Consider the following 20,760-nt stretch of genomic DNA (forward strand, 5'->3'; position numbering starts at 1 on the left):
ACTGAAAAAAACATGCAATGCTTTCCTCACAAGGGAAGCATTTTTTTTATGGAGTGCTTTAATTACTCTCGTTTCACAATCATATAAAAATCATTGTCTAGTGGCAGATACCCTAGATCATAAACAAAGAAATACACCGAGCCTTTTTTTGTGGTGTACAGACTGGTGATGAAATCAAAATCAAAGCCTTTGTCTAGAAGCTTCGCTTTGGTCGTTGTAGTTTTTCCATCCTTTAAATTAAAGCTATCTAGAATCCGGTAATTCTTTCGCATACGGTTGTTTGTATTACGAATTAGGTTGTTACTGTCCTTGTTGGCGCTATTATGATAGGCATTACGGCAGTAATCAGAACAAAATTTCTTGTCCGCTCTTCCCTTAATCTCAGTACCACAATCCAAACACTTTTTTTTCAAACCACTATTTTTTAAAGTTGAAGGCTACCTCTTCGGTAGAACCATCTTCATTATCAATTTGTGCATAGATGTTGATTTCGTTGTCGCTTACTTTTTCAAAAGTAAATCCTTCAAAATACACTCGGTCACCATCTACTTTTACCAATTTAAACGAGTGCACTTCATCTTTTTCTTCCCATCCTTTTAAATCGTCATTAAAATGCTTGAGCTCATATACTAAGGTTTTATTTACCTCACGAATATGTCCTAACTCATAAAAAGAGACTTCACCATCAACTACCAACTTAAAAGAAAACATCATGGAACCGCCCAGCGGTGGTGTCCAAATTTCTTCTGTAATTCCGCCAAAAGCTTCACCAGTCCAATATCCTTGCATCCAAGAAATATCGTTCAAAGTAGCATGGGGTGGTGTGGTATCTTTAGGAAGGGTAGTGGTGTTTTGAGCCTGAGTAGCCAGGGAAATAAAAAAGAAGACAAAGATAATGCGGTTCATATGTTACATGATTTATAAGTCAGTAAGATACTGATTTATCCGTTTGTAAACGCATTTGCCGGTTTAGGGTTCTATAGATAGGTTGTATTTCTTTAAAAGACCTATAATCCCATCTTTTGAAAAGCGAGCCTTTTTAAGATTGCTTGTTTCTGGGTCTATGACATAGTTGGTAGCAGTTCTAAAATCTGCTTTTTCAAGGTCTGTCCTGTTAAAAATAGCACCTTGTAAATCACAAGAATCAAACACGGCATTTTTCAGAATTGCCTCTGTAAAATCAGCTTCAACCATTTTACAAGAAATAAATTGCTGCTTTAACAGCGTTAGCCCATAGAATGAAGTGTAATTTAAATTGCAATCGTTAAAACTAAAGTCTATTAAAAACGTATTACAATCTTCAAATTTAAGTCCCACCATTTTACAATGAGAAAATGAAACTTCTTTAAAAGTGGTATGTCGAATATTTGCATTGCTTAAATTACAATCTATAAACTCACACTCCATAAAATTCTGATTGTCTAGATAGGCATCAGCAAAATTACAGCCTTTAAAAACGCAGTTTTCGTACTCTCCTTTGGCAAGTTTACTGCCCGTAAAATCTTTGGATACGTAGGATTGGTCAGTAATAAAAGGCTTGTCCATAGGAGTGCACTAGAATTAGTAGTTCGCAATTTCCTGAAAGGAAATTTAATATCCTAAATTAATCCGCACGTTCAACCTCGCTCTCCAATTTTAATACCTCGCTACCATCATCCTGTTTGATGTAAAGTGCCTTATCATCTTTTGATCCGTTTCGTGTAATTTCATTGCCTTCAATTTTCCGGGTAACTGATTTTTCATAGGTATTTTCTACTTTCCCTTTGGCGCTGCCAGAACCCCATTTCCATTTTACTTCTGTTCCTTTTCTAATCATAACTTTTTATATAAAATTAATACCTACAAGAAAGAAAAAAGCTAACACACCTAAGGAAACAGAAAGAAGAAATTGTAACGCAATTAAGTATTATAGATATGTGAAGTTTGTAACTTTTTTTACAGTAATGTACCCGTTAGCCCTGTTGTTTTCTATGTGCTAAAAATACGCAGCCTTATTTGCCCCCTCTTAAAGACCTCATTTTCCACCTCGGTTATTTTATAGTTGTAGTTCTTTGAAACAGAAACTAATAACTCAATTATTATGAAAAAAACCGAACTTAAATTAAGGACATTAATACATAGCAAAGCCTTGCTGTGTTGTATGTTACTTTTAACAGGCTTCACCGTTGCAGCCCAAAACTCAATTAGCGGTACGGTGTCCGATGCTAATGGACCATTGCCTGGGGCCAATGTAATAGTAAAAGGAACCAATAACGGTGCTCAAGCCGATTTTGATGGAAATTACACATTGACCAACGTTGCTGATAACGCTTCTTTATCTTTTAGTTATGTAGGGTTTAAAACCAAAGAAGTTGCTTTAAATGGGCAAACTGTAATTAATGTCATCTTAGAAGAAGATGCAGAATCTTTAGATGAGGTTGTTGTAGTTGGTTATGGAACTCAGAAGAAAAGTGATTTGACCGGAGCGGTCGCAGTTGTAAAGGGTGAAAAGGTGAATATTGCACCTACCCCCAGTCTAACGCAAAACTTATCAGGTAAATTACCGGGTGTAATCACAAGACAAACAACGGGTAAACCTATGGTGCAGATGGGGGGACTTTTTAATTAGAGGTAAAAGTACTTTTGGAAACAACAGTGCACTTATTTTGGTTGATGGAGTAGAGCGTAGTATTGATAGGATAGATCCAAATGCCATTGAAAGTATTACGGTCTTAAAAGATGCTGCTTCCGCAGCTATTTATGGAGCGCGTGCTGCAAACGGAGTGGTTTTGGTAACTACTAAGCGTGGTACACATGGTGCACCAAGCATAAGCTATAATAGTTCTTTTGGATTTCAATCTGCCGTTCAGGTGCCAGAAATGCTTAATGCTGGTGAGTTTGCCCAATATTTTAATGAAGCAAGTTTAAACAGTGGTGACAATCCTGCTTTTACAGACCAACAAGTACAGCAGTATCAAAACGGAACTTTGCCTAGTACGGATTGGTGGGGAGAAGTGATCCGTAAATCAGCTCCAATTCAACAGCAAGGAATTACTGTAAGTGGTGGTGGTGAAAGAGTACGCTATTTTACAAGTTTGGCCATGTTGGACCAAAAAGGATTATATGAGACTTCTTCTTTCAAAAGATATAATGTAAGAGCCAATATAGATATTGATTTAACGGATAGATTTACGTTAGGAATAGATTTGGCAGGTAGAAAAGAGAAAATAGGGGATTCCAGTAATTCTCCGTTTAACTCTCTGTTAAATTCTCAGCCAACATCACCTGCTTATGTACCGGATAGCGTTGAACCGGGAGGATTAGGATATAATGGTGTTAATATCAATCCAATTGGTGAGGCCATACATTCTGGTTATACAAGAACCAATTGGAACGTTTTTCAAGGAAACTTTAAATTAAAATATGATATACCTATAGAAGGTTTAAGTACTACGTTCAAGTATAACTATGACCATTCTTTCAAAAATGAAAAGGAATTTAACGAGCCTTATACATTTTACGTATCCGATCCAGTAAATAACATTTACACTCCGTTTACAAGTATTTCCAATATCACTTTAACCGAAGGTTATGATGAGATCGTACAGGAGACCACACAATTCTTTGTGAATTATGACAAGGAATTTGGAAAACATAATTTAGGAGCCTTATTTGTATATGAGAAAGTAGATAACGAAAGGAAGAATATAGAGGCAGGCCGTCAAGGTTATGTTTCGCCATCCATAGATCAATTGTTTGCCGGTGGGGCAACTGGGCAAACTTCAGATGGTGGCGCTTCAGAAAGTGCAAGACAGGGGTATATTGGCCGTTTAACCTATAGTTATGCTAACAAAGTATTTGTTTCAGGCCAATGTAAGACATGATGGTTCTTATAATTTTCCAAAAGATAAAAGATGGGGTACTTTCCCAGCTTTCTCTGTGGGATGGAAAATTTCTGAAGAAGGCTTTTTGTCTGGTGTAGATGCTATAGAAACGCTAAAAATAAGAGCCTCTTGGGGTAAGTTTGGTAACGATAGAGTAGATCCTTTTCAATATTTATCTGGGTATACCTTTAATTCAGGGTCAGTTATAGGAACTTCGGGTGCTTATAGACCAAGGTATCCAAGATACCGGTATTCCAAATCCCAATATTACATGGGAAACGGCAACTGCTAAAAACCTTGGTTTGGATTTTAATTTATGGAAAGGCCGTCTTTCTGGTGAGTTCGATATTTTCAGTAAAAGAACCGAAGATATTTTGATAGCTAGAAATGCCTCTATACCTGAAAGTTTTGGAGCCAGTTTGCCTAAAGAAAACTTAGGTATTGTAGATAACAAAGGTTTTGAATTGGCCTTGAGATACAAAGGTACCATTGGAGAGAATTTTAGGTTTGAGGTGTCTCCTAACATGACCAAGGCTACTAGTGAAGTCATTTTTATAGATGAGCCTACTGACGTGGAGGATAGAATACGAAAAACGGGTAGACCTTTTGATCAATTATATGGGTACACTTCTGCAGGTCTTTTTAAATCTCAAGAAGAAATAAACGCCTTACCAGATCAAGATGGTCAGGGCAACGCATCTCTAAAGACGGGTGATATTAAATATGAAGACATTAATAATGATAATGTTATTGATGGTTTTGATGTACAGCAAATCGGTAAGAGTGTAATTCCAGAAATTGTATATGGTTTAAACCTGTCAATGGCTTACAAAGGCTTTGATTTAAATGCCAGCTTTCAAGGAGCAACGGATTTTAATAGCTATGCCTACATAGGAGCTTTTAGTCTTGGGTCTAACGCTATTCGCGGAAGGGTTTTGGATTCGTACAGAGAAGGAAACGAGAATGCGGCTTTTCCAAGAACCTATTTTAATACACCACCAAATAACGAACGAACTTCTACTTTTTGGATGATAGATGGTTCTTATTTAAAGTTGAGAAATGTAGAGGTAGGTTACAATTTACCTGATGATGTAATGGATAAATTGGGAATTGAATCTATTCGCTTCTTTGTTTCTGGAAACAACCTTTTGACATTTTCTAAATATGATTTCTATGATCCAGAACGACCTTCTGAGGAAAGTGGAAACTCTCTTTACTATCCACAGTTAAGACGTGTAAACCTTGGTTTTAGTGTAAACTTTTAAAATTATAAAAATGAAAAGGATAAAAATATATACATCTCTAATCGTAATTTTTGCTTTTGCGATTTCATGTGAAGATGGGTTTTTAGAAAGAGAACCGTTAGATATTATTAGTGAAGACGTGGTCTATAATGATCAAGGTTATGTAGAATCTGTTCTATATAGATTGTACAATTATATGCCTATAGGTTTCCAAGAGGGCAAACAAATCACCCAGGAAAGGATGCAAACGGTTTTTCGTCCATTTTAGATAACAATACGGATATAGCCATGACCAAAAGTGGTTGGATCGAATCATGGAAAGTCATTCGTCCGGGTTTGATAGATCCTACCAATAACCCGTTAGATAACTGGGGCGTACTGTACAAAGGAATTTTTCTTGCCAATACTATTCTTTCTAATATTGAAGATAGTGAGTTAGATGCCGACGTTAAAACTAGGATTACAGCAGAGGCAAGATTTGTAAAAGCTTTTCAGTATTTTGACTTGGCAAGAAGATATGGAGCGGTACCCTTAATCAAAGAGTTGCAATCTATAGATGATGACTTATTGTTGGCCAGAACGCCTGTAGATGAGATATACGCATATATAGATGAAGAGTTTACTGCCGCTGCGGCAGATTTACCATCCGTATCCGAACTTCCGGATTCTGAAACTGGTAGAGCTACAAAAGAAGCTGCATGGGCTTTTAACGGTAGAGCACAATTGTTCGCTAAGAACTATGCGCGTTCCGCAGAATTGTCAAAAGCGGTTATTGATGGTGGCGGTTATACGTTGTCTTCGGACTATGAAGGATTATTCCAAACCTACGGCGGAGATCCAGAAGTTATTTTTGAGGTGCTTTTTAATGGAACGGATAAAGGACACGGAATGGATAAGGTAATGTTACCTTTTAGTTATAGAGCAGATTGGGGTTCACAGTGTAACCCAACTCAAGAATTTGTAGATAGTTATGAAATGGCCAATGGTTTGCCTATCACAGATCCTGCGTCAGGCTTTAATCCTTTAAAACCTTATGAAGGAAGAGATTCAAGATTTTATGCCACTGTTTTATTTCAAGGGGCTGAATTTATGGGTAGAGAAATGGACGTAATCTTTCCTGATGGTGTTGATGCTCCCTTACGAACCGGTTTACATTCTATAACCGGTTATTACATTAAAAAGTTCATGGATCAAAGCGCACCTTTTGGTGTTGATTTTGGACAAAGTAAGCAAAGCTGGATAGAGATGAGGTTGGCAGAAGTTTTACTTAATTATGCCGAAGCACAAAATGAGGTTTCAGGACCGGATGCGTCAGTATATGCTGCTATAAATAGTGTACGTACTAGAGCTGGTCAGCCAGATTTAGCAATGGGACTTACTAAAGCAGATATGTTTGATGCCATTGTACACGAACGAAAAATTGAGTTGGCATTGGAAGGTCATCGTTTTTGGGATTTAAAACGATGGAATATGGGCGTAGAAGTATTGAACAATAAGATTTTTACGGGTATGAAAATATTGAGCGTAGATCCTGTAACAGGTGAGATGGAACTAGAGCCATTCCCTGTAGACAATAGGCCTGCTACTATCTACTCAGAAAAGTTTGATTTGTTTCCGATTCCTCAAGGCGAGATTGAAAAGAATCCAAATTTACTCCCACAGAATCCGGGATATTAGTATTTATAAAGTTTGTTAGTTGAGTAAGTGAGTAGTAAAAGGGTTGCAGAATATTTCTGCAGCCCTTATTTTGTCTAAAGGTTTTTGCTATTTGGAAATTTCTAAGAATGAAAGAAGGGTATTAGTTATACCATTATCCTCACATTAATTTTTGGAGCTCCTCCATAAACTGTCCCACATGATAACCATCTACTAGCGCATGGTGCACGTGAACGGAAACAGGCATAAATAATTTACCATTATCGGAAGTCATTTTTCCAAAAGCTATTTTTGGACAACTATCGGGATGGGCATAATGTCTAGCGTGTGAAATTGAAGTGAAATCTATCCAAGGAATAGCAGAGCAGTGTATAACATTCTCTCCGGATTCAATAGGCATAAGTCGGTTTGAGTTTCTTACTTTTTCTATTGCAGGAAGGGCCAAAGCAAGAAAGTCTTCAAAATTTTCACGATACTTTAAATGTGAAAAGCCAAAAGTTCCATTTTCTCTATTTATAGTTGGTGAGGCATCTACGGTTTCGTATTCATACAATTTGCCATCAACAATAGTATCTGAACTGAACAGTCCTGTTTACGGCAACCAAAGATTTGTGTAAATAAGATAAAAAGAAGGAATGACCTTTGTCTTTTGCTGTATTGTAGGTTTTGGTACAATCTACTTTAGCAGTTATACCATAAAACGGTTCATCAAATTTTGAAAAGAATTCAAAATGGTCTTTCCTATACCAAGTCTCAACATTAATCTCTTTACGCATAGTACGTTTTTGGGGAGTAGATATATTTCGTTTTGGAAAAATAATCAATGTAGAGGAATCTGAGCAAAGAGATGCTTTGTTTTTTTATTTGAGTTGGAATTTTACAGAAGTGATTCATGTAGAAGAACCGTTATTTCATTAGCTGTAAATGATCAGCTTTTCTGCAGGGTAATAAAAACATAGGTTATAATTTCCTAAGGATTTAGCTTCTTCAAGCAAGTCTTCAATACTTTTCTTTCAATTTTATATAAAAAGTGATTTTTGTTAGTTCACAGGTATAGTCTTCATCTTACACCTTAAGTAGGGTGCGCGCTTAATAGAACTCAGGCCTGAGCAGTTATCGCTACTTCTTTCCTTCCATTAGTCTTTTTCAGAGCTTTTTGAAAACATGATAAATGTCATTTAAACTTCGTTGTAAGTATCTTATTTTTAAGGTATTAAATCAATAAATTATGGAACTCAAAAAAAACCCACAAGCAGATTTGAACCGAAATAGTGGCCTGTATTTTGTAATTGGCCTAACCCTAGTTCTCTTAGTTGTTTGGAGAGCTTTGGAATATAAAACTTATGATACTCAAACCGAATATGTTCAGGTTATGGATATTCCAGACGAGTTAAATGAAGATATACCTATAACAAAAGCCCTTAATACGCCTCCACCACCTCCACCACCATTAGCACCGGAGATTATAGAGATTGTAGAAGATGCTTCTGAAGTAGAGGAGACTATTATAGAAAGTAGTGAGATTAACCAAAACACTGTTATTCAAGAAGAAATTGCTGTAAACGATGTAGAGGTTGCAGAAGAAGAGGAAGATGTTTCTGTACCGTTCGCTATTATTGAAAACGTACCTGTGTTTTATGGTTGCGAAAGCATGGTGACCAATGCAGATAAGAAAGCTTGTTTTCAAAAAATGATTCAAGAGCATGTAAAAAAAGAGTTTACATACCCTGCAGGAGCATTAGAATTACACATTCAAGGTAAGGTATTTGTCTATTTTGTTATAGATCAAAAGGGCTTCATTACCGGTATTAAAACAAGAGGACCGGACAAGAGTTTAGAGCAAGAAGCTTCTCGTATTGTAGCTGCACTGCCTAAAATGCAATATAGTAGACAACGTGGCAATAATGTTAAAGTGCCTTACAGTATTCCCATTAATTTTAAAATGGAGATGTAGTAGATTATGAACTCTTAGTTCTTTTAAAATTTAAAGAAAAAAGAAGTTCAGCAAAGACCATAGAAGCTTTAAGCAAAGACTTATTCGCGACTATGGTCTTTGTTTTGTTTGAATTTATTTTATGCTTAATTAATGGCGTGAGCAAAGATTAGTATTGCTAGGCATTGAGCGTATTTAATTTAAAGACCTACATAAGAATTGACTTATTTTTCTTCCTCTACATTTTTTTTATATTCATTAATAACCTTCAAGGATTTATCTAGATCATTGTTTGAAACCATAACTTTTACTTGAATAGCACCATAAGGTAACGAAGAAAATGTATTTAGACTTGCCATAATTCCGTCTTTCACATAGGACTCAATTTGCTCGTTTTCCAAAAGATTTTTAATCATTCCGGCTTCCCATTGTGTACCTGAAAAGACTGGTACGGACTTTATGTTATTGTTTGAATCCATAATTAAATTAGTTTCTAACTATTTTTCGTTTGCTACTAATTTAATCAAATCATACATATCGCCAGTATTTGTAGGAAAAAAAAGTAAGAATTACACGTATAAAGCATCTTCCCAAACCTTTAAAAGGTTAAGCAATTTCTTTTTGTAATCAAGCGAAGTTTTTCTAGTGCTAAGCAGTTCTAGTTTTTATGAGAGGTTGCCTATTCTTTTTTAAAGCCTATCAGGATTAAAAGGAGTGGTTGGTACTTGTCCGCTTACATTTTCTTCTAAAAGCGTTTTGAGTTCAGCCTTTATTTGCTGGTAATTGGGGTCACTTTCTAAATTGTTAAACTCTTTAGGGTCTTTTATTTGATCATACAATTCCTCGCCTTCTTTGCCTTCGTTCCAATCTGTGTAGCGCCATTTGTTGGTACGCACACTTCTTCCCATAACAGGGTCGCCATTGCTTGGTCTAAGCACTTGCGTGTAGGCGTGGCCTTCCCAATTCAGGAGGGGGTCATTTAATAAGGGCGTTAGATTCTTTCCGGGCTGGTCATTTGGAGGGTTTAAGTTGCACAACTTGGCTACTGTTGGGTAGATATCAATAAATTCTACAACTTGATCAGATTTGATGCCATTACCTGCTGCGCCAGGCGCATAGATAAGTAAGGGCGCTTTAGATGATTCTTCAAACAGGCAGCGCTTTTGCCAGATTCCTTGGTGTTCCCCTAAATGATAACCGTGATCACTCCATAGGACAATAATAGTATTGTCCATCAACTGGTTGTCTTCCAATGCATCCAATAATAATCCTACTTGGGCATCTATAAAAGAAACTGTGGCATAATAGGCCTGTTTAGCCTCCAAACAGACAGATTCTGGTAAGCCGTAGTGCGCTATTTTACAATTATGGGCAAGAGCAGCATAGGGGATGTCAGCTCTGTCATCTTCAGGTGCGTATGGGATACTTATGGAATCTATAGGATAGAGGTCAAAATACTTTTTAGGTGCGATATAAGGAGTGTGGGGCCTGAAAAAACCGACACCAAGAAAAAACGGATTCTCTTTATGTTTTTCTATTTGTTTAATGGCTTCTGTAGTTACCATACCATCTGTCTGCTCGCTATCTTCACCTTCGGCTTTCAGCCAACTCAAGGCGGCACTTATCTTACGGTGAGGCTCTGCATTTGTAATAAGATGTTCCTCGTCTTTATCCCGTCCTTTAGGATTAAAAACTTCGTGCCAAGAAGCAGGGTCATCATGACCATTGGTGCCAATGGCCGCTGGAACATTGTAATGATATAACTTTCCTACTCTTCCAACCCAATACCCTTGGTCTTTAAAAAGTTGGGGGAGGGTAGTAACATTGGGAACTTCATCTCTAAAGTGCGCATCAAGATCATAAACCTTTATTGCATCTGGTCTTAAACCGGTCATGACCGAAGCTCTGGAAGGGTTGCAAAGTGGAATCTGGCAATATGCTTTATTAAATTGAACTCCCATCTTGGCTAGCCGGTCAAAGTTTGGTGTCTTGGCTAAAGGATCACCATAAGAAGCTAAACTAGTGGTGAGGTCGTCTACTGCAATAAATAGTACGTTAGGTTTTGTGTCATTCTTTTCCTGACTGGATAAAAAGAGAGGAACAAAAACAAGTAGGGCAAGTGATCTAATATTTAGTTTTAAAAATGACATCTTCTAAGAGTTAGTTTTATGACAGCAAGTATAAGAGTATTTTATACACTTAATATAACAAATATAACCTAATTAAAAAACTGAGAAGATTTGCGTATGAAGACTAGCGCTTAAAAAAGATACTAAATTTTAGCGACTTTTAGAAAACGCGCAAACTTTTTGGTAGCAAAGGACTTGGACTATTTTTACAAGCTATGTTATATGTTGGTGACTTTCTCTATTTTAGTTAGATACTACTTTTAACCCAACAATTGAGCAGATTAATGTAGAGATAAAAAGCAATCTTAAAAACGTTGCGGGTTCTTTAAACACGACTATGCCCACTAAAACGGTTCCTACGGCACCAATTCCTGTCCAAACAGCATAAGCGGTTCCTATAGGTAATGCTTGCGTTGCCTTAATTAAAAGAATCATACTAATACTACAGGTGATAAGAAACCCCAAATACCATAAATACATCTCATTTCCGGTGGTTTCTTTTGCTTTGCCCAAACAAAATGCAAATGCTACTTCAAATAAACCTGCAATAACCAAAATAATCCAATTCATAATTTTTTTTGCAAAGTTGAGAAATGGAATCGAAGGAAAATTTTACAAATGATAAAAAATAAGAACCTATTTTACTTCTGCTCTTATTCTGCTTAAACTTACTTGAGTTATGCCCAAATAAGAGGCGATGTGGCCTAATTGAACACGTTTAATTAAGTCCGCGTTATTGGTTAAAAGTTCTATATAGCGTTCTTTAGCTGTCCGGAATTGCCGAAAAATAAGTCGTTCTTCTGTTTTAATAAGTTCTTGCTCAGCAAACTTTCGTCCCCAATTTGCTATAGCTATGTCTTTCTCAAAAAGATGCTGTAAGTTTTGGGTTTTCAGTTCGTATAAATCACAGTTTTCTAATAGCTCAATATCTTCGTATCCTTTCTTATTTGCAACATAACTTTTCATGGAGATAACCGTATCTCCTTCTTTTCCGAAGAAAAATGTTATTTCATTATCGGTAGAATTAGCATAGGCACGAACAATTCCTTTTTTGATAAAATAAATGCTTGTTTCAATTTTGTCAGCTCTCAGTAGAATGTGCCCTTTAGGATAGCTTATTTCCGAAATGTACTTTTTTATTACTGATTTTGAAGACTCAGGTAAAGGGTATATGTTATTTAGAATCTGGTCTATTTCCATTTGGCGCATTGTTGTTTTAGCATAGTAAATAAAAGTTTAGCTAAGCGTATAGAAGAGGTAATGGGTATTTTTAGTTCTATTTTTTCTAGTCCAAAGCTTTATCAATAAGATTTGCCGACATTATAAATATACGCAGACCTTTCAATATAGCCCTAAAGTCGGCATTGCGTTTAGGCTTCGTGCCTATTACAAAAACTAAAGAAACCATAAAACGCTCAAAAAAGTGGTTAGGTAAGGTAGATTAGGCAGGTCAATATAAAATCAGAGCATATATCCATACGGCAAGAGTACACATATTAAGAAACAGCAAGTTTAGTCTTGCGTTTTCGGTTATTTCTTTGGTTAAAAGAACATAAAGAATTGAACTTACCATGCCTATGTTACACAATAGCATCAACACTTTATTTAACCCATTAAAACCTGAGGCAAGATTTATCTTCTTTTTAGTGGTACTAACTGCTTTTACAGTCTTAAAAAGTGGAGTTATTGTTACTTGTATTTCTGGTGATTTTATTCTTGTTGTTGGAGTAGCAAATTTGAGGTTTGTTGCGGTAGTATATCTATAACCTGAATTTCTAGTTGTTCTAACTGATGTGCCTCCTACATTTTGAGGAATTTTTACGATGCCTATTTGAGTAATAACATCGGTTTTATGTATTTCAGGTAAGAGAAAAAAGTCTGCAAGAAATATAACACTTGATGCTAGAGGTATGGTAATAAAAATAACAAACTTTTTTTTAAAATTTTTTTTAAAAAATAAGCTAATTCGGTCTATTACTACACTCATTTTTTACTGGATGTAAGATGTTTATTTATAACGGAATGTTTTTGAAGGTGGGCTAAATTAGCAATAAATTCATAAAACAGGCTTACGGAATAGCAACATCAGGTTTAGGCAATAATAGAAGTTGTCTAAGTAGATTTGGCTAGGTTTAATTTGTTTTTCAACGTAGTTTTTATTGGTAGTAGCGTATCCTCCTTGATTAGTTTCAATAAAATTAAATCCGCATTTGGTGTTAAATTTAACAATTAACATGTCTCAAAAAAGACAGCTAGCTTTCTTGTTCAAAAACAATATTTCGTTCCGTCTTTTTCTTATATAAGTTCTTAGGAGTAACCTCTGTTTTCGTATCTGAACTATAGTTTTTGTTATCCTGGTTTAGCATACATTCTATTTGATACGCAACCATTTTTTGAAAAGGAACAAGAAAACCCTTTGTCTCGCATTGTTCAAAGTCAGCTGCCTTAAGTAGATTTAAGACCGTATAAACAGATTCAATAGTGCTAAGACAAAGAGATGCGGGTTGCTGCTTTATAGTAAACTCTGATTTTATATTATTATCAAAACTCACTCTTTTTAGTTTTTGCAAGTTCGTACTCATTTTAAGCATTTTACGGGCACAGGGCCATGTGCCATCAAGAATGAAGATGTATGGATTATCACCCATAAATGAATTTATTTCTGAACTTTTTCTTGTGGATAAATTGAAATTATCTTTTCCAGGATAAAGTAAAAAAGAAGTGTTTTCTTTAGCCAGTAGTTCGTTTACACGTTTATTATTGGTGAAATCTACACCAACTATAATCTCTGAATTTTTAAGTTGAAGCTTAGTAATACGTCCCGTTCCGTTTTTTTCTTTTTTGTACTCCTTTGGGTGCATAAGAATAATAAAACGAGCCTTAGTCTGTAAAGGGTTAATGTGTTTACAAAGACATGAGATTGAAGGCATCATGCATTTGTAACATTCATTTCTTGAATTTCCTATTTCTACTTGCAAAGTGAATATTTCTTCTTTAATTAGTGCCAACGCAGTATCTACGACCGAAGTTAAAGGGTATTATTTAGTTTTATTTTTTTTGTTCACAGTAAAGTTAAATATTTCGCTATCGCGTAATTTTCAATTAGATATACACAGTCCTTTCGGTTTAGCCCTAAACCCCGCCTTACGTTTAGGTTTTGTTACAACAAGTTGCCAAGCATGCGAGTACGCACGTGCTGATTGAATTCTGACTAAACAAACGTGCTCAGAAGTCCATTCCGATTTCCTATTTTCAAGTGAAAATTCCATTCCAATTTTTAGTAGCCTTTATTTAGACTTTCGTCTTTTGTTGTTAACGATTATTCTATTGTCTTTATGATAAAAACAGAACCAATACAAAGGCCTAAAAATTCCATGATGCCAACCATATAAAAACCAAACCAACCAGTTTGAAATGTAATACCTTGTAATATTCCAACAAAAATTAATGGGATTAACCATTTCCTTTTCTTTCGGGTAATAACGTCTATAATAATTCCAATATAAATCGCTACTGATGCAAAATAATTATGGATAGAAATGTATTCCGTAAAATATGAACTAAATGTCGCTAAAGTTATAAAACCTATGCCCACAAACCACTTATTGTAAAGAAGCCAACAACCTATTACCAGTAAATAGAATGTATAAAAATAAACTCTATTGGTATCCATTCCCATAATTGAAGAATAAGAAGGTTGGTTATGCAAGAGTAAATCTAAAAACCCTATAATTACAAATACAAACAGTAGTAAACCTGTTACCAGTTTATTTATTGAATATGTTCTTAAAATGTCATTGTCTACCATCGTTTATTTGAACTCTTAATCTCTAACAATCCTGTTTTCAATTCAATTCAGTTCCGATTTTATTTTTTGTCTAAAGCAAAATCCAAAAGATTTTGCGACTTCATAAAAATACGCAAACCATTGGATTTAAAACTTTAGCCCGCATTACGTTTAGGTTTTGTTAGCACCAGTATTTATTTCAGAACATTCAATTTTCTAAGACCAAGAAGAGTTAAATCCAACCTTTTTTTAATAAAAGAATCAAAATCAAACTCTTTTTTAGGCTCTAGATTTGTGGCAAATAGATATGTGTTGTTTTTGAATTCAACAAACCCAACAAACCAACCATTGTATTCTCCGTTATTATTTGATAAACCAGATTTTCCACTAAGTTTATATTGGTCAGTTTCTTCAATGAGCATAATATTTCGCATTATACTCTCAGTTCTTTTGGAAATAGGAAGTTCAAAGTTGTATAGCCTTTTCAGGAAGTCGATTTGTTGCATTTGACTTATTCTTGATTCTCCTTCTAACCAAAATTTATCGATGTTGGTAGAGTCAATTTCTAGATTCCCATAGTTAAGTTTGGACACATAATCATTCATTCTTTTTGAACCAACTTTTCTTGCAACTTCTTGATAACAATGAACACAAGAAAATTGAAAAGCATCTCTAAGAATTAGGTCTTGTTCCCAATTTTTTAACCATTGTTTTTCCCCGTCCCATTTAAATATGACACTATCATTTTCAATCACACCAGTTTCAAGTCCGATAATTGAATTTACGATTTTGAATGTAGATGCTGGTAAATTTCCCTTGTTCGACCATTCAAAGTCATTTGAATAGTATATGTCTTTGTTTAAATCATATATTAATATTGAACCTTTAACATCAGAAGAATCAATAATTGACTGAAATTCAGGTTTTATGATATTCTTATTTGCCGATTGCTCTTCATTTAAAGTAGTGGTTCCTTTGTTTTCTTTGCAGGAAATAAAGAGAATTAAAAATACTGCTATCGATGTTATTCTCATTTTTTATATTGGTGCTAACGGTCTTGTGTATGAAACGTAGCGTGCTAAAAGACGCTTACTTTTCGGATTAACACAGAGCCGAATTTTTATATTTGTTTTTAATTTTTCTATTCTAAAAGCCAAATTTTTAAATTTGGCGATCTTTATAAATATACACAAACCAAAAGGTAAAGCACTTACTAGCTATGTTTTATACACCGTGTTGGCTACAGTTTTTTGTTTTTTAAGAAATCATCAACAAAAAGTAGAAGAGATTAAGCTTTTAAACTATTCAATTCCGTTCCAAAATCGGTGTCATATCCATGCAAAACCGCATGTCGATTTAATTCATTGGAACCGCTCAATCCTTGAGAAAAATACTCGTCGATTTTATTAACCCTTTGGATTACCTCCAATATATCTTCAAAAAATTTATTTTTCTTTTCTTCTGCAATAAATTTTTTCAGTTCCTTTTTTTGTTCCTAGTTATGAATAATAGTCCTTTGCAAAGTCCATCTGCTTGCGAAAGAAACAGTGCAACTGAGGCGTGGTATTTCCCGGATAAATGGCATTCGATGGCCTCTTTTATAATTAAATACCTTTTTGACTGATACTTTTTAAGAAATTTAACTCTGTCGAGCATTTCTTCCACGTAATGGGATGAAAGGTCTTTATTGATTTTATCAATTTCATTTTCTAAAGCCATGTCCATTAGCCATGCAGAATGTGCCAATGTCATACTTCCGTTGATATACCAACCTAATTCTGCGAGTTTAATGAATCCATCTTTTTTTTGAAGTGAATCATATCTTTCCAAACCAGCTTTGATTTGCTCTATCATTTCGGGAGAAAAAGGGTTTTGGAAATTTTTCATTTAAAATTGTAGCCAACGGTTCGGCTATGGCAAGTAGGGCAGGCAAGGAAACTTTTCGTTGCCGTCTGGTCTGCGAGCCAGAGCTTTTTGTTTTGTAATTATCTTATTATTTTAATTGCCAAATCCAAAAGATTTGGTGGACTTTATAGAAATACACTAAACTTTGGATTAAGCACCAAAACCCGTATTAAATTTAGCCATTGTTGGCTGTAGTTTTTTGGATAAGATGAATTTTATTACAAGACTCCTTATTAACTAAGTAAGAGTTAGATTATCAAAAGGGTTTTCTTCATTTTCTAAATGGAGAATTAATTTATCAAATCCCTCTCTAAATGAAGGTAAATATTTTTCAGGCTTTCTAATAGCATAGCTTTTAATCAAATCTAATGTACCCTCCTTATATTCCAGATATCTTTCATTTTGACCTCCTAATTTCAAAATTGCTATTTTTTTGAATAAATGAACAGGGAATTTTCCTCCAACGGACCTTTCTGCTTTTCTTTCAAAAGACACAGCACCAATATATTCAGCCAAAAAATTAATATCTAACAGTTTTGGGAAAATTTCTTTTTTATGAAATAATAAATTGGTTACAATTTTATTGATATAATTTTCTAGTTCAATTTCAGAGTTTATTTCTATGGCTGAACTATCAAAATCTTTTATAAAAGTTTTGAATACAAAACCAACAGAATAATCATAATTAAATTTCAATAATTCTTTATTTAAAATTTGATTAAAATATTCTTCAAAAAGAACATTACGAAAATCAATACCTTGAGGGGTAATAAATTTATGAAATTGCCATCTTATAGAAGAATACACCTGAATTCTTCACTAATTAAATCAATTTTAATACTATCAGAGTCAATTTTGGAAATTTTAAAACCTTCTAACTCTACTCTATTTTTAATAGCTTTATAGATGTCTTCTCTATTCATTATCTTAGTTTTAATACTCCTTAAAAAGTTTTATCTCCGTCTAACAATTTAAAGTTTCTTTAGTAAAATATTTAATTAATTTTCTTCAGTTTCTTTCTTTTTTTAATTACAGCTAACAATTGTATAAAGCAACTAGTTGCTGTACTTCCATTTTAGACCTAATTTAATTAAATCCTTCAAACTATACAGGCTTACAGTACTTTAAGAGGCTTATTTAGTTTATTTATTCGTTTTCAAACGTTTACAAACGAAAACAATTGTTTTGTAACCGAATACATTTTGGTGCTCGTTCTATGTTTGCAGTGTTGAATCATTGTGGTTCAATAGTATAAACTGTTTAACGTAAAACTAATAGAATGAACGCCTTAAAAAACAAAGTACAGTTGATCGGTAATTTGGGTCAAGACCCGGAAATTGTAAATATGGATAATGGTAATAAACTCGCCAAGTTTTCCATAGCTACAACAGAGAGCTATAAAAATGCACAAGGAGAGCGTGTAGATGATACCCAATGGCACAATGTGGTGGCTTGGGGAAAGACCGCAGAAATCGTAGAAAATTATTTGACCAAAGGAAAACAAGTAGCCGTAGAGGGAAAACTTACCCACCGCTCGTATGAGACCAAAGAGGGTGAAAAACGATACATAACAGAAGTACGTTGTAACGAACTTTTAATGTTGGGTAAATAGAATATACCGTTCTTTGCAAACCAAGCGATACCAAGATGGCTCAATACCGTGTTTTGGCTTCGCTTTGTTTGTTAAACTGGTCCTTCCGGACAAGAATCTCTATACGTATTACATGACGCTTACAACAAAACAAGAACTTCTTCCTCTTTTAAAAACAAATTTTGGTTACGATTCATTTCGGCCCAATCAATGGAACGTTATTAGCGATGTACTCGCTAAAAAAGACGTCTTGGCTATTATGCCAACGGGCGGTGGAAAATCGCTTTGCTTTCAACTTCCGGCATTGGCTATGGAAGGTACGGCTATTGTTATTTCCCCGTTGATCGCCCTAATGAAAGAAGGTAGATGCTTTGACCGCCAATGGTATTTCTGCAGCTTATTTTAATAGCTCGCTAGAACCTTCAAAAAAGCAAGAGGTAGAGACCAAGTTGTATAAAGGCGAATTGAAGTTACTTTATGTGGCGCCAGAGAGCTTGGCGTTGCTACAACATCTTATATCTGAAATAAACATCAGCCTTTTTGCTATAGATGAGGCACATTGTATCTCTTCTTGGGGGCATGATTTTAGGCCGGCGTATACGCAGTTGGGCAGTTTAAAACGGCAATACCCGCAGGTGCCTATAATTGCATTGACGGCTACGGCAGATAAAACCACTCAGGACGATATTTTAGATCAGCTGCGCATTCCGCATGCATTGCGGCATCTGGCTTCTTTTAATCGTCCTAATATTTCATTGGAAGTACGTCCGGCACAAGACCGCATCACACAGATTCTAGAGTTCCTTTCAGAGCGACCCAACGAAAGCGGAATCATCTATTGCCTAAGCCGAAAAAGTACACAGAAGATAGCGGACAAACTTGTGGCTTCGGGCTTTAAAGCAAAATCATATCATGCCGGACTTCCCGCTGAAGAGCGTAGTAAGGTGCAGGAAGATTTTATTACCGATCGCGTACCTATTATTGTGGCAACAATTGCCTTTGGTATGGGAATCGATAAGAGTAACGTACGCTGGGTCATCCATTACAACCTACCTAAAAATGTAGAGGGCTATTACCAAGAGATTGGGCGTGGTGGTCGTGATAGCCTGCCTGCACAGGCTTTGCTTTTTTATAGTTTTGCCGATGTGGCCCAACTGCGAAGGTTTATAGAGAACAGCGAAAATGCAGACGTGGAATACGCCAAGTTAGAGCGTATGCAGCAATTTGCCGAAGCTTTAAGTTGCCGCCGGATTGCTTTGCTCAACTACTTTGGGGAACACATGACCGAGAATTGTGGCAATTGCGATATCTGTAACCGTCCTCCCAAATATTTTGATGCTACCGTACTCACCCAGAAAATCTGTTCTGGTGTGGCGCGTTTAAAAGAAAAGGAAGCTATGGGTATGTTGGTAGATGTACTGCGTGGCGCTCAGAATGCCCAAGTCCACGAAAAGGGGTATCAGCATGTAAAGACCTACGGAGCGGTTAAAGATGTGTCGTGGCAAGACTTGCAGCAGTATATTATTCAACTGTTGAACCAAGGAGTATTATCCATTAATTTTAGGGAAGGTGGTCGTCTTTCACTAACACCCTTGGCCAAACAAGTACTGTATGAGGGCAAGGAGATTCAGTTGGCTATTTTAGAGAAAAAGGAAAAAGCAAAAGACAAGAAAGAACGCAAGACAAAAGCGGCGGCAACGGGACTCTTTGAGAAATTACGTGTATTGCGTCAGCAAGTTGCGGCAGAGCAAAACGTACCTGCTTACGTGGTTTTTAGTGATGCCAGTTTAAAGGATATGGAACAAAGGCTGCCTAAGAATGAAACGGAGTTCATGGAAATTTCCGGAGTAGGTCAGGCGAAACTGGAAAAATATGCGGCTATATTCTTGAAGGAAATCAGCCAACATAAGCCACCGGTAAAGAAGTCAAAAAAGAACCCTAGCCATCAGCTTTCATTTCAGTTGTTGAACGATGGTTTTTCAGTTGAAGATATTGCAATGCAGCGTGGCATACAAGTAGGGAGTGTTTACAATCACTTACAAAAAGCTCATGCCGAAGGCGCCGATGTAGATTTGAGTCAATTTATTTCAAAAGAAGAAACGGCAAGCATTAAAAAAGCACAATCCGAACTTGAAAATCCCGAAGGTCTAAAAGTATTCTTTGAACACTTTGAAGAAAAAATGCCCTATTGGAAAATTCAAATGGGGTTGTACCTAATCGGAAAATAAAATGCTGGCTTCGGCTGCGCTCAGCCATGCATTTTACATGAACATGCAAAAAGCAAATTTTATGGGGCCTTATTATGTTTACATCTTAGAATGTGCCGATAAGAGTTTCTATGTAGGTTTTACCAACGACGTAAACCGAAGGTTAGCGGAGCATCAATCCGGATTTTATGAGAATTCATACACCAGCACAAGACGCCCGGTAAGCCTGATGTATCACTTGCAATTTCCAAAAGCATATCAAGCCCTTCAGTTTGAGAAACAATTAAAAGGATGGTCTCGGGCTAAGAAAATAGCATTAATGAACGGGAAATTCAATACGCTTCAAATTCTTTCTGAATGCAGGAACTATACACATTCAAAGTATAAGCCAGATGGGTGTCCCTAAGCCCTCGACTGCGCTCGGGGTGACATTCCGTAAAAGCTA

At 35.8% G+C, this 20,760-nt stretch carries 28 protein-coding genes; 11 read left to right on the forward strand and 17 right to left on the reverse strand.

All coding sequences use genetic code 11. The features are described 5' to 3' along the window. Positions 1 to 62 precede the first annotated feature (62 nt). The 4 genes from Q5W13_RS10070 to Q5W13_RS10085 all read right to left on the reverse strand — a co-directional run bounded on the left by Q5W13_RS10070 (position 63) and on the right by Q5W13_RS10085 (position 1,816). Entirely contained in the window at positions 63 to 413 is a 351-nt protein-coding gene (locus Q5W13_RS10070; RefSeq protein ID WP_194532872.1) for a hypothetical protein, read from the reverse strand. 4 nt (positions 414 to 417) lie between these two features. After that, the gene (locus Q5W13_RS10075; protein WP_304446200.1) at positions 418 to 906 is read right to left on the reverse strand and encodes a DUF6265 family protein; all 489 of its coding nucleotides are present in this window, start codon (positions 904 to 906) and stop codon (positions 418 to 420) included. Positions 907 to 969: 63 nt separating this feature from the next. Then, positions 970 to 1,545, reverse strand: coding sequence for a pentapeptide repeat-containing protein (locus Q5W13_RS10080; protein WP_304446201.1), 576 nt, complete (start codon positions 1,543 to 1,545; stop codon positions 970 to 972). Between the two features lie 58 nt (positions 1,546 to 1,603). Further along, entirely contained in the window at positions 1,604 to 1,816 is a 213-nt protein-coding gene (locus Q5W13_RS10085; RefSeq protein ID WP_155595052.1) for a hypervirulence associated TUDOR domain-containing protein, read from the reverse strand. Positions 1,817 to 2,080: 264 nt separating this feature from the next. Here Q5W13_RS10085 and Q5W13_RS10090 point away from each other — a divergent pair, with 264 nt between their 5' ends. Genes Q5W13_RS10090 through Q5W13_RS10115 form a run of 6 tightly spaced genes read left to right on the forward strand, consistent with a single transcriptional unit; the run spans position 2,081 to position 6,784 of the window. Continuing rightward, positions 2,081 to 2,608, forward strand: coding sequence for a carboxypeptidase-like regulatory domain-containing protein (locus Q5W13_RS10090; protein ID WP_304446202.1), 528 nt, complete (start codon positions 2,081 to 2,083; stop codon positions 2,606 to 2,608). A gap of 37 nt (positions 2,609 to 2,645) precedes the next feature. Next, positions 2,646 to 3,863, forward strand: coding sequence for a TonB-dependent receptor plug domain-containing protein (locus tag Q5W13_RS10095; RefSeq protein WP_304446203.1), 1,218 nt, complete (start codon positions 2,646 to 2,648; stop codon positions 3,861 to 3,863). Next, positions 3,823 to 4,155, forward strand: coding sequence for a TonB-dependent receptor (locus Q5W13_RS10100; RefSeq protein WP_304446204.1), 333 nt, complete (start codon positions 3,823 to 3,825; stop codon positions 4,153 to 4,155). The genes Q5W13_RS10095 and Q5W13_RS10100 overlap by 41 nt, the downstream gene beginning before the upstream one ends. Continuing rightward, positions 4,082 to 5,128, forward strand: coding sequence for a SusC/RagA family TonB-linked outer membrane protein (locus Q5W13_RS10105; protein ID WP_304446205.1), 1,047 nt, complete (start codon positions 4,082 to 4,084; stop codon positions 5,126 to 5,128). Before Q5W13_RS10100 ends, Q5W13_RS10105 begins: the two co-directional genes overlap by 74 nt. A 10-nt stretch (positions 5,129 to 5,138) precedes the next feature. Next, positions 5,139 to 5,375 (forward strand): hypothetical protein, encoded by a 237-nt coding sequence (locus Q5W13_RS10110; RefSeq protein ID WP_304446206.1) that lies wholly within the window; start codon positions 5,139 to 5,141, stop codon positions 5,373 to 5,375. A gap of 20 nt (positions 5,376 to 5,395) precedes the next feature. After that, the gene (locus Q5W13_RS10115) at positions 5,396 to 6,784 is read left to right on the forward strand and encodes a RagB/SusD family nutrient uptake outer membrane protein (protein ID WP_304446207.1); all 1,389 of its coding nucleotides are present in this window, start codon (positions 5,396 to 5,398) and stop codon (positions 6,782 to 6,784) included. A gap of 139 nt (positions 6,785 to 6,923) precedes the next feature. On the opposite strand, the gene Q5W13_RS24890 is transcribed toward Q5W13_RS10115, so the two are convergent. Together Q5W13_RS24890 and Q5W13_RS24895 are read right to left on the reverse strand one after the other, a co-directional pair. Then, positions 6,924 to 7,316 carry a CatA-like O-acetyltransferase gene (locus Q5W13_RS24890; protein ID WP_368662511.1) on the reverse strand — a complete coding sequence of 131 codons (393 nt, stop codon included), beginning with the start codon at positions 7,314 to 7,316 and terminating at the stop codon, positions 6,924 to 6,926. A 7-nt stretch (positions 7,317 to 7,323) separates the two neighbouring features. Beyond that, positions 7,324 to 7,539, reverse strand: coding sequence for a CatA-like O-acetyltransferase (locus Q5W13_RS24895; RefSeq protein WP_368662512.1), 216 nt, complete (start codon positions 7,537 to 7,539; stop codon positions 7,324 to 7,326). A 452-nt stretch (positions 7,540 to 7,991) separates the two neighbouring features. Between Q5W13_RS24895 and Q5W13_RS10125 the strand changes: the two genes are divergently transcribed. Further along, positions 7,992 to 8,717 (forward strand): energy transducer TonB, encoded by a 726-nt coding sequence (locus Q5W13_RS10125; RefSeq protein ID WP_304446208.1) that lies wholly within the window; start codon positions 7,992 to 7,994, stop codon positions 8,715 to 8,717. A gap of 203 nt (positions 8,718 to 8,920) precedes the next feature. On the opposite strand, the gene Q5W13_RS10130 is transcribed toward Q5W13_RS10125, so the two are convergent. The 11 genes from Q5W13_RS10130 to Q5W13_RS10180 form a co-directional block, all read right to left on the reverse strand. Next, positions 8,921 to 9,175, reverse strand: coding sequence for a DUF2007-related protein (locus tag Q5W13_RS10130; protein ID WP_304446209.1), 255 nt, complete (start codon positions 9,173 to 9,175; stop codon positions 8,921 to 8,923). A gap of 210 nt (positions 9,176 to 9,385) precedes the next feature. Then, positions 9,386 to 10,846 carry a sulfatase gene (locus Q5W13_RS10135; protein ID WP_304446210.1) on the reverse strand — a complete coding sequence of 487 codons (1,461 nt, stop codon included), beginning with the start codon at positions 10,844 to 10,846 and terminating at the stop codon, positions 9,386 to 9,388. A 222-nt stretch (positions 10,847 to 11,068) separates the two neighbouring features. Next, a complete protein-coding gene (locus tag Q5W13_RS10140; protein WP_304446211.1) occupies positions 11,069 to 11,395 on the reverse strand; it encodes a DMT family transporter in 327 nt (108 codons plus the stop codon). 66 nt (positions 11,396 to 11,461) lie between these two features. Then, on the reverse strand, positions 11,462 to 12,025 hold the full coding sequence (locus Q5W13_RS10145) for a Crp/Fnr family transcriptional regulator (RefSeq protein WP_304446212.1): 564 nt from the start codon (positions 12,023 to 12,025) through the stop codon (positions 11,462 to 11,464). Positions 12,026 to 12,275: 250 nt separating this feature from the next. Continuing rightward, positions 12,276 to 12,812 carry a hypothetical protein gene (locus Q5W13_RS10150; protein WP_304446213.1) on the reverse strand — a complete coding sequence of 179 codons (537 nt, stop codon included), beginning with the start codon at positions 12,810 to 12,812 and terminating at the stop codon, positions 12,276 to 12,278. Between the two features lie 265 nt (positions 12,813 to 13,077). Beyond that, on the reverse strand, positions 13,078 to 13,758 hold the full coding sequence (locus tag Q5W13_RS10155) for a tRNA-uridine aminocarboxypropyltransferase (protein ID WP_304446214.1): 681 nt from the start codon (positions 13,756 to 13,758) through the stop codon (positions 13,078 to 13,080). 386 nt (positions 13,759 to 14,144) lie between these two features. Beyond that, a complete protein-coding gene (locus Q5W13_RS10160; protein WP_304446215.1) occupies positions 14,145 to 14,633 on the reverse strand; it encodes a hypothetical protein in 489 nt (162 codons plus the stop codon). A gap of 173 nt (positions 14,634 to 14,806) precedes the next feature. Next, positions 14,807 to 15,646, reverse strand: coding sequence for a class D beta-lactamase (gene blaOXA, locus Q5W13_RS10165; protein ID WP_304446216.1), 840 nt, complete (start codon positions 15,644 to 15,646; stop codon positions 14,807 to 14,809). A gap of 442 nt (positions 15,647 to 16,088) precedes the next feature. Further along, positions 16,089 to 16,466, reverse strand: a complete 378-nt coding sequence (locus Q5W13_RS10170) for a hypothetical protein (protein ID WP_304446217.1) — start codon at positions 16,464 to 16,466, stop codon at positions 16,089 to 16,091. Positions 16,467 to 16,754: 288 nt separating this feature from the next. Further along, positions 16,755 to 17,324, reverse strand: coding sequence for a hypothetical protein (locus Q5W13_RS10175; protein WP_304446218.1), 570 nt, complete (start codon positions 17,322 to 17,324; stop codon positions 16,755 to 16,757). Continuing rightward, positions 17,309 to 17,440, reverse strand: coding sequence for a hypothetical protein (locus Q5W13_RS10180; protein ID WP_304446219.1), 132 nt, complete (start codon positions 17,438 to 17,440; stop codon positions 17,309 to 17,311). The genes Q5W13_RS10175 and Q5W13_RS10180 overlap by 16 nt, the downstream gene beginning before the upstream one ends. 356 nt (positions 17,441 to 17,796) lie before the next feature. Here Q5W13_RS10180 and Q5W13_RS10185 point away from each other — a divergent pair, with 356 nt between their 5' ends. The 4 genes from Q5W13_RS10185 (at position 17,797) to Q5W13_RS10195 (ending at position 20,721) form a co-directional block, all read left to right on the forward strand. Then, positions 17,797 to 18,129: a single-stranded DNA-binding protein gene (locus Q5W13_RS10185; RefSeq protein WP_038237398.1), complete on the forward strand. Its 333-nt coding sequence runs from the start codon at positions 17,797 to 17,799 to the stop codon at positions 18,127 to 18,129. Positions 18,130 to 18,142: 13 nt separating this feature from the next. Next, positions 18,143 to 18,514, forward strand: a complete 372-nt coding sequence (locus Q5W13_RS24900; RefSeq protein WP_368662513.1) for a DEAD/DEAH box helicase — start codon at positions 18,143 to 18,145, stop codon at positions 18,512 to 18,514. Continuing rightward, the gene (locus tag Q5W13_RS10190) at positions 18,480 to 20,336 is read left to right on the forward strand and encodes a RecQ family ATP-dependent DNA helicase (RefSeq protein ID WP_368662514.1); all 1,857 of its coding nucleotides are present in this window, start codon (positions 18,480 to 18,482) and stop codon (positions 20,334 to 20,336) included. The genes Q5W13_RS24900 and Q5W13_RS10190 overlap by 35 nt, the downstream gene beginning before the upstream one ends. A gap of 61 nt (positions 20,337 to 20,397) precedes the next feature. Next, on the forward strand, positions 20,398 to 20,721 hold the full coding sequence (locus tag Q5W13_RS10195) for a GIY-YIG nuclease family protein (protein ID WP_304446220.1): 324 nt from the start codon (positions 20,398 to 20,400) through the stop codon (positions 20,719 to 20,721). The last annotated feature ends 39 nt before the right edge of the window (positions 20,722 to 20,760 follow it).

It is taken from the genome of Zobellia laminariae, from assembly GCF_030553095.1.
GTDB lineage: Bacteria > Bacteroidota > Bacteroidia > Flavobacteriales > Flavobacteriaceae > Zobellia > Zobellia laminariae.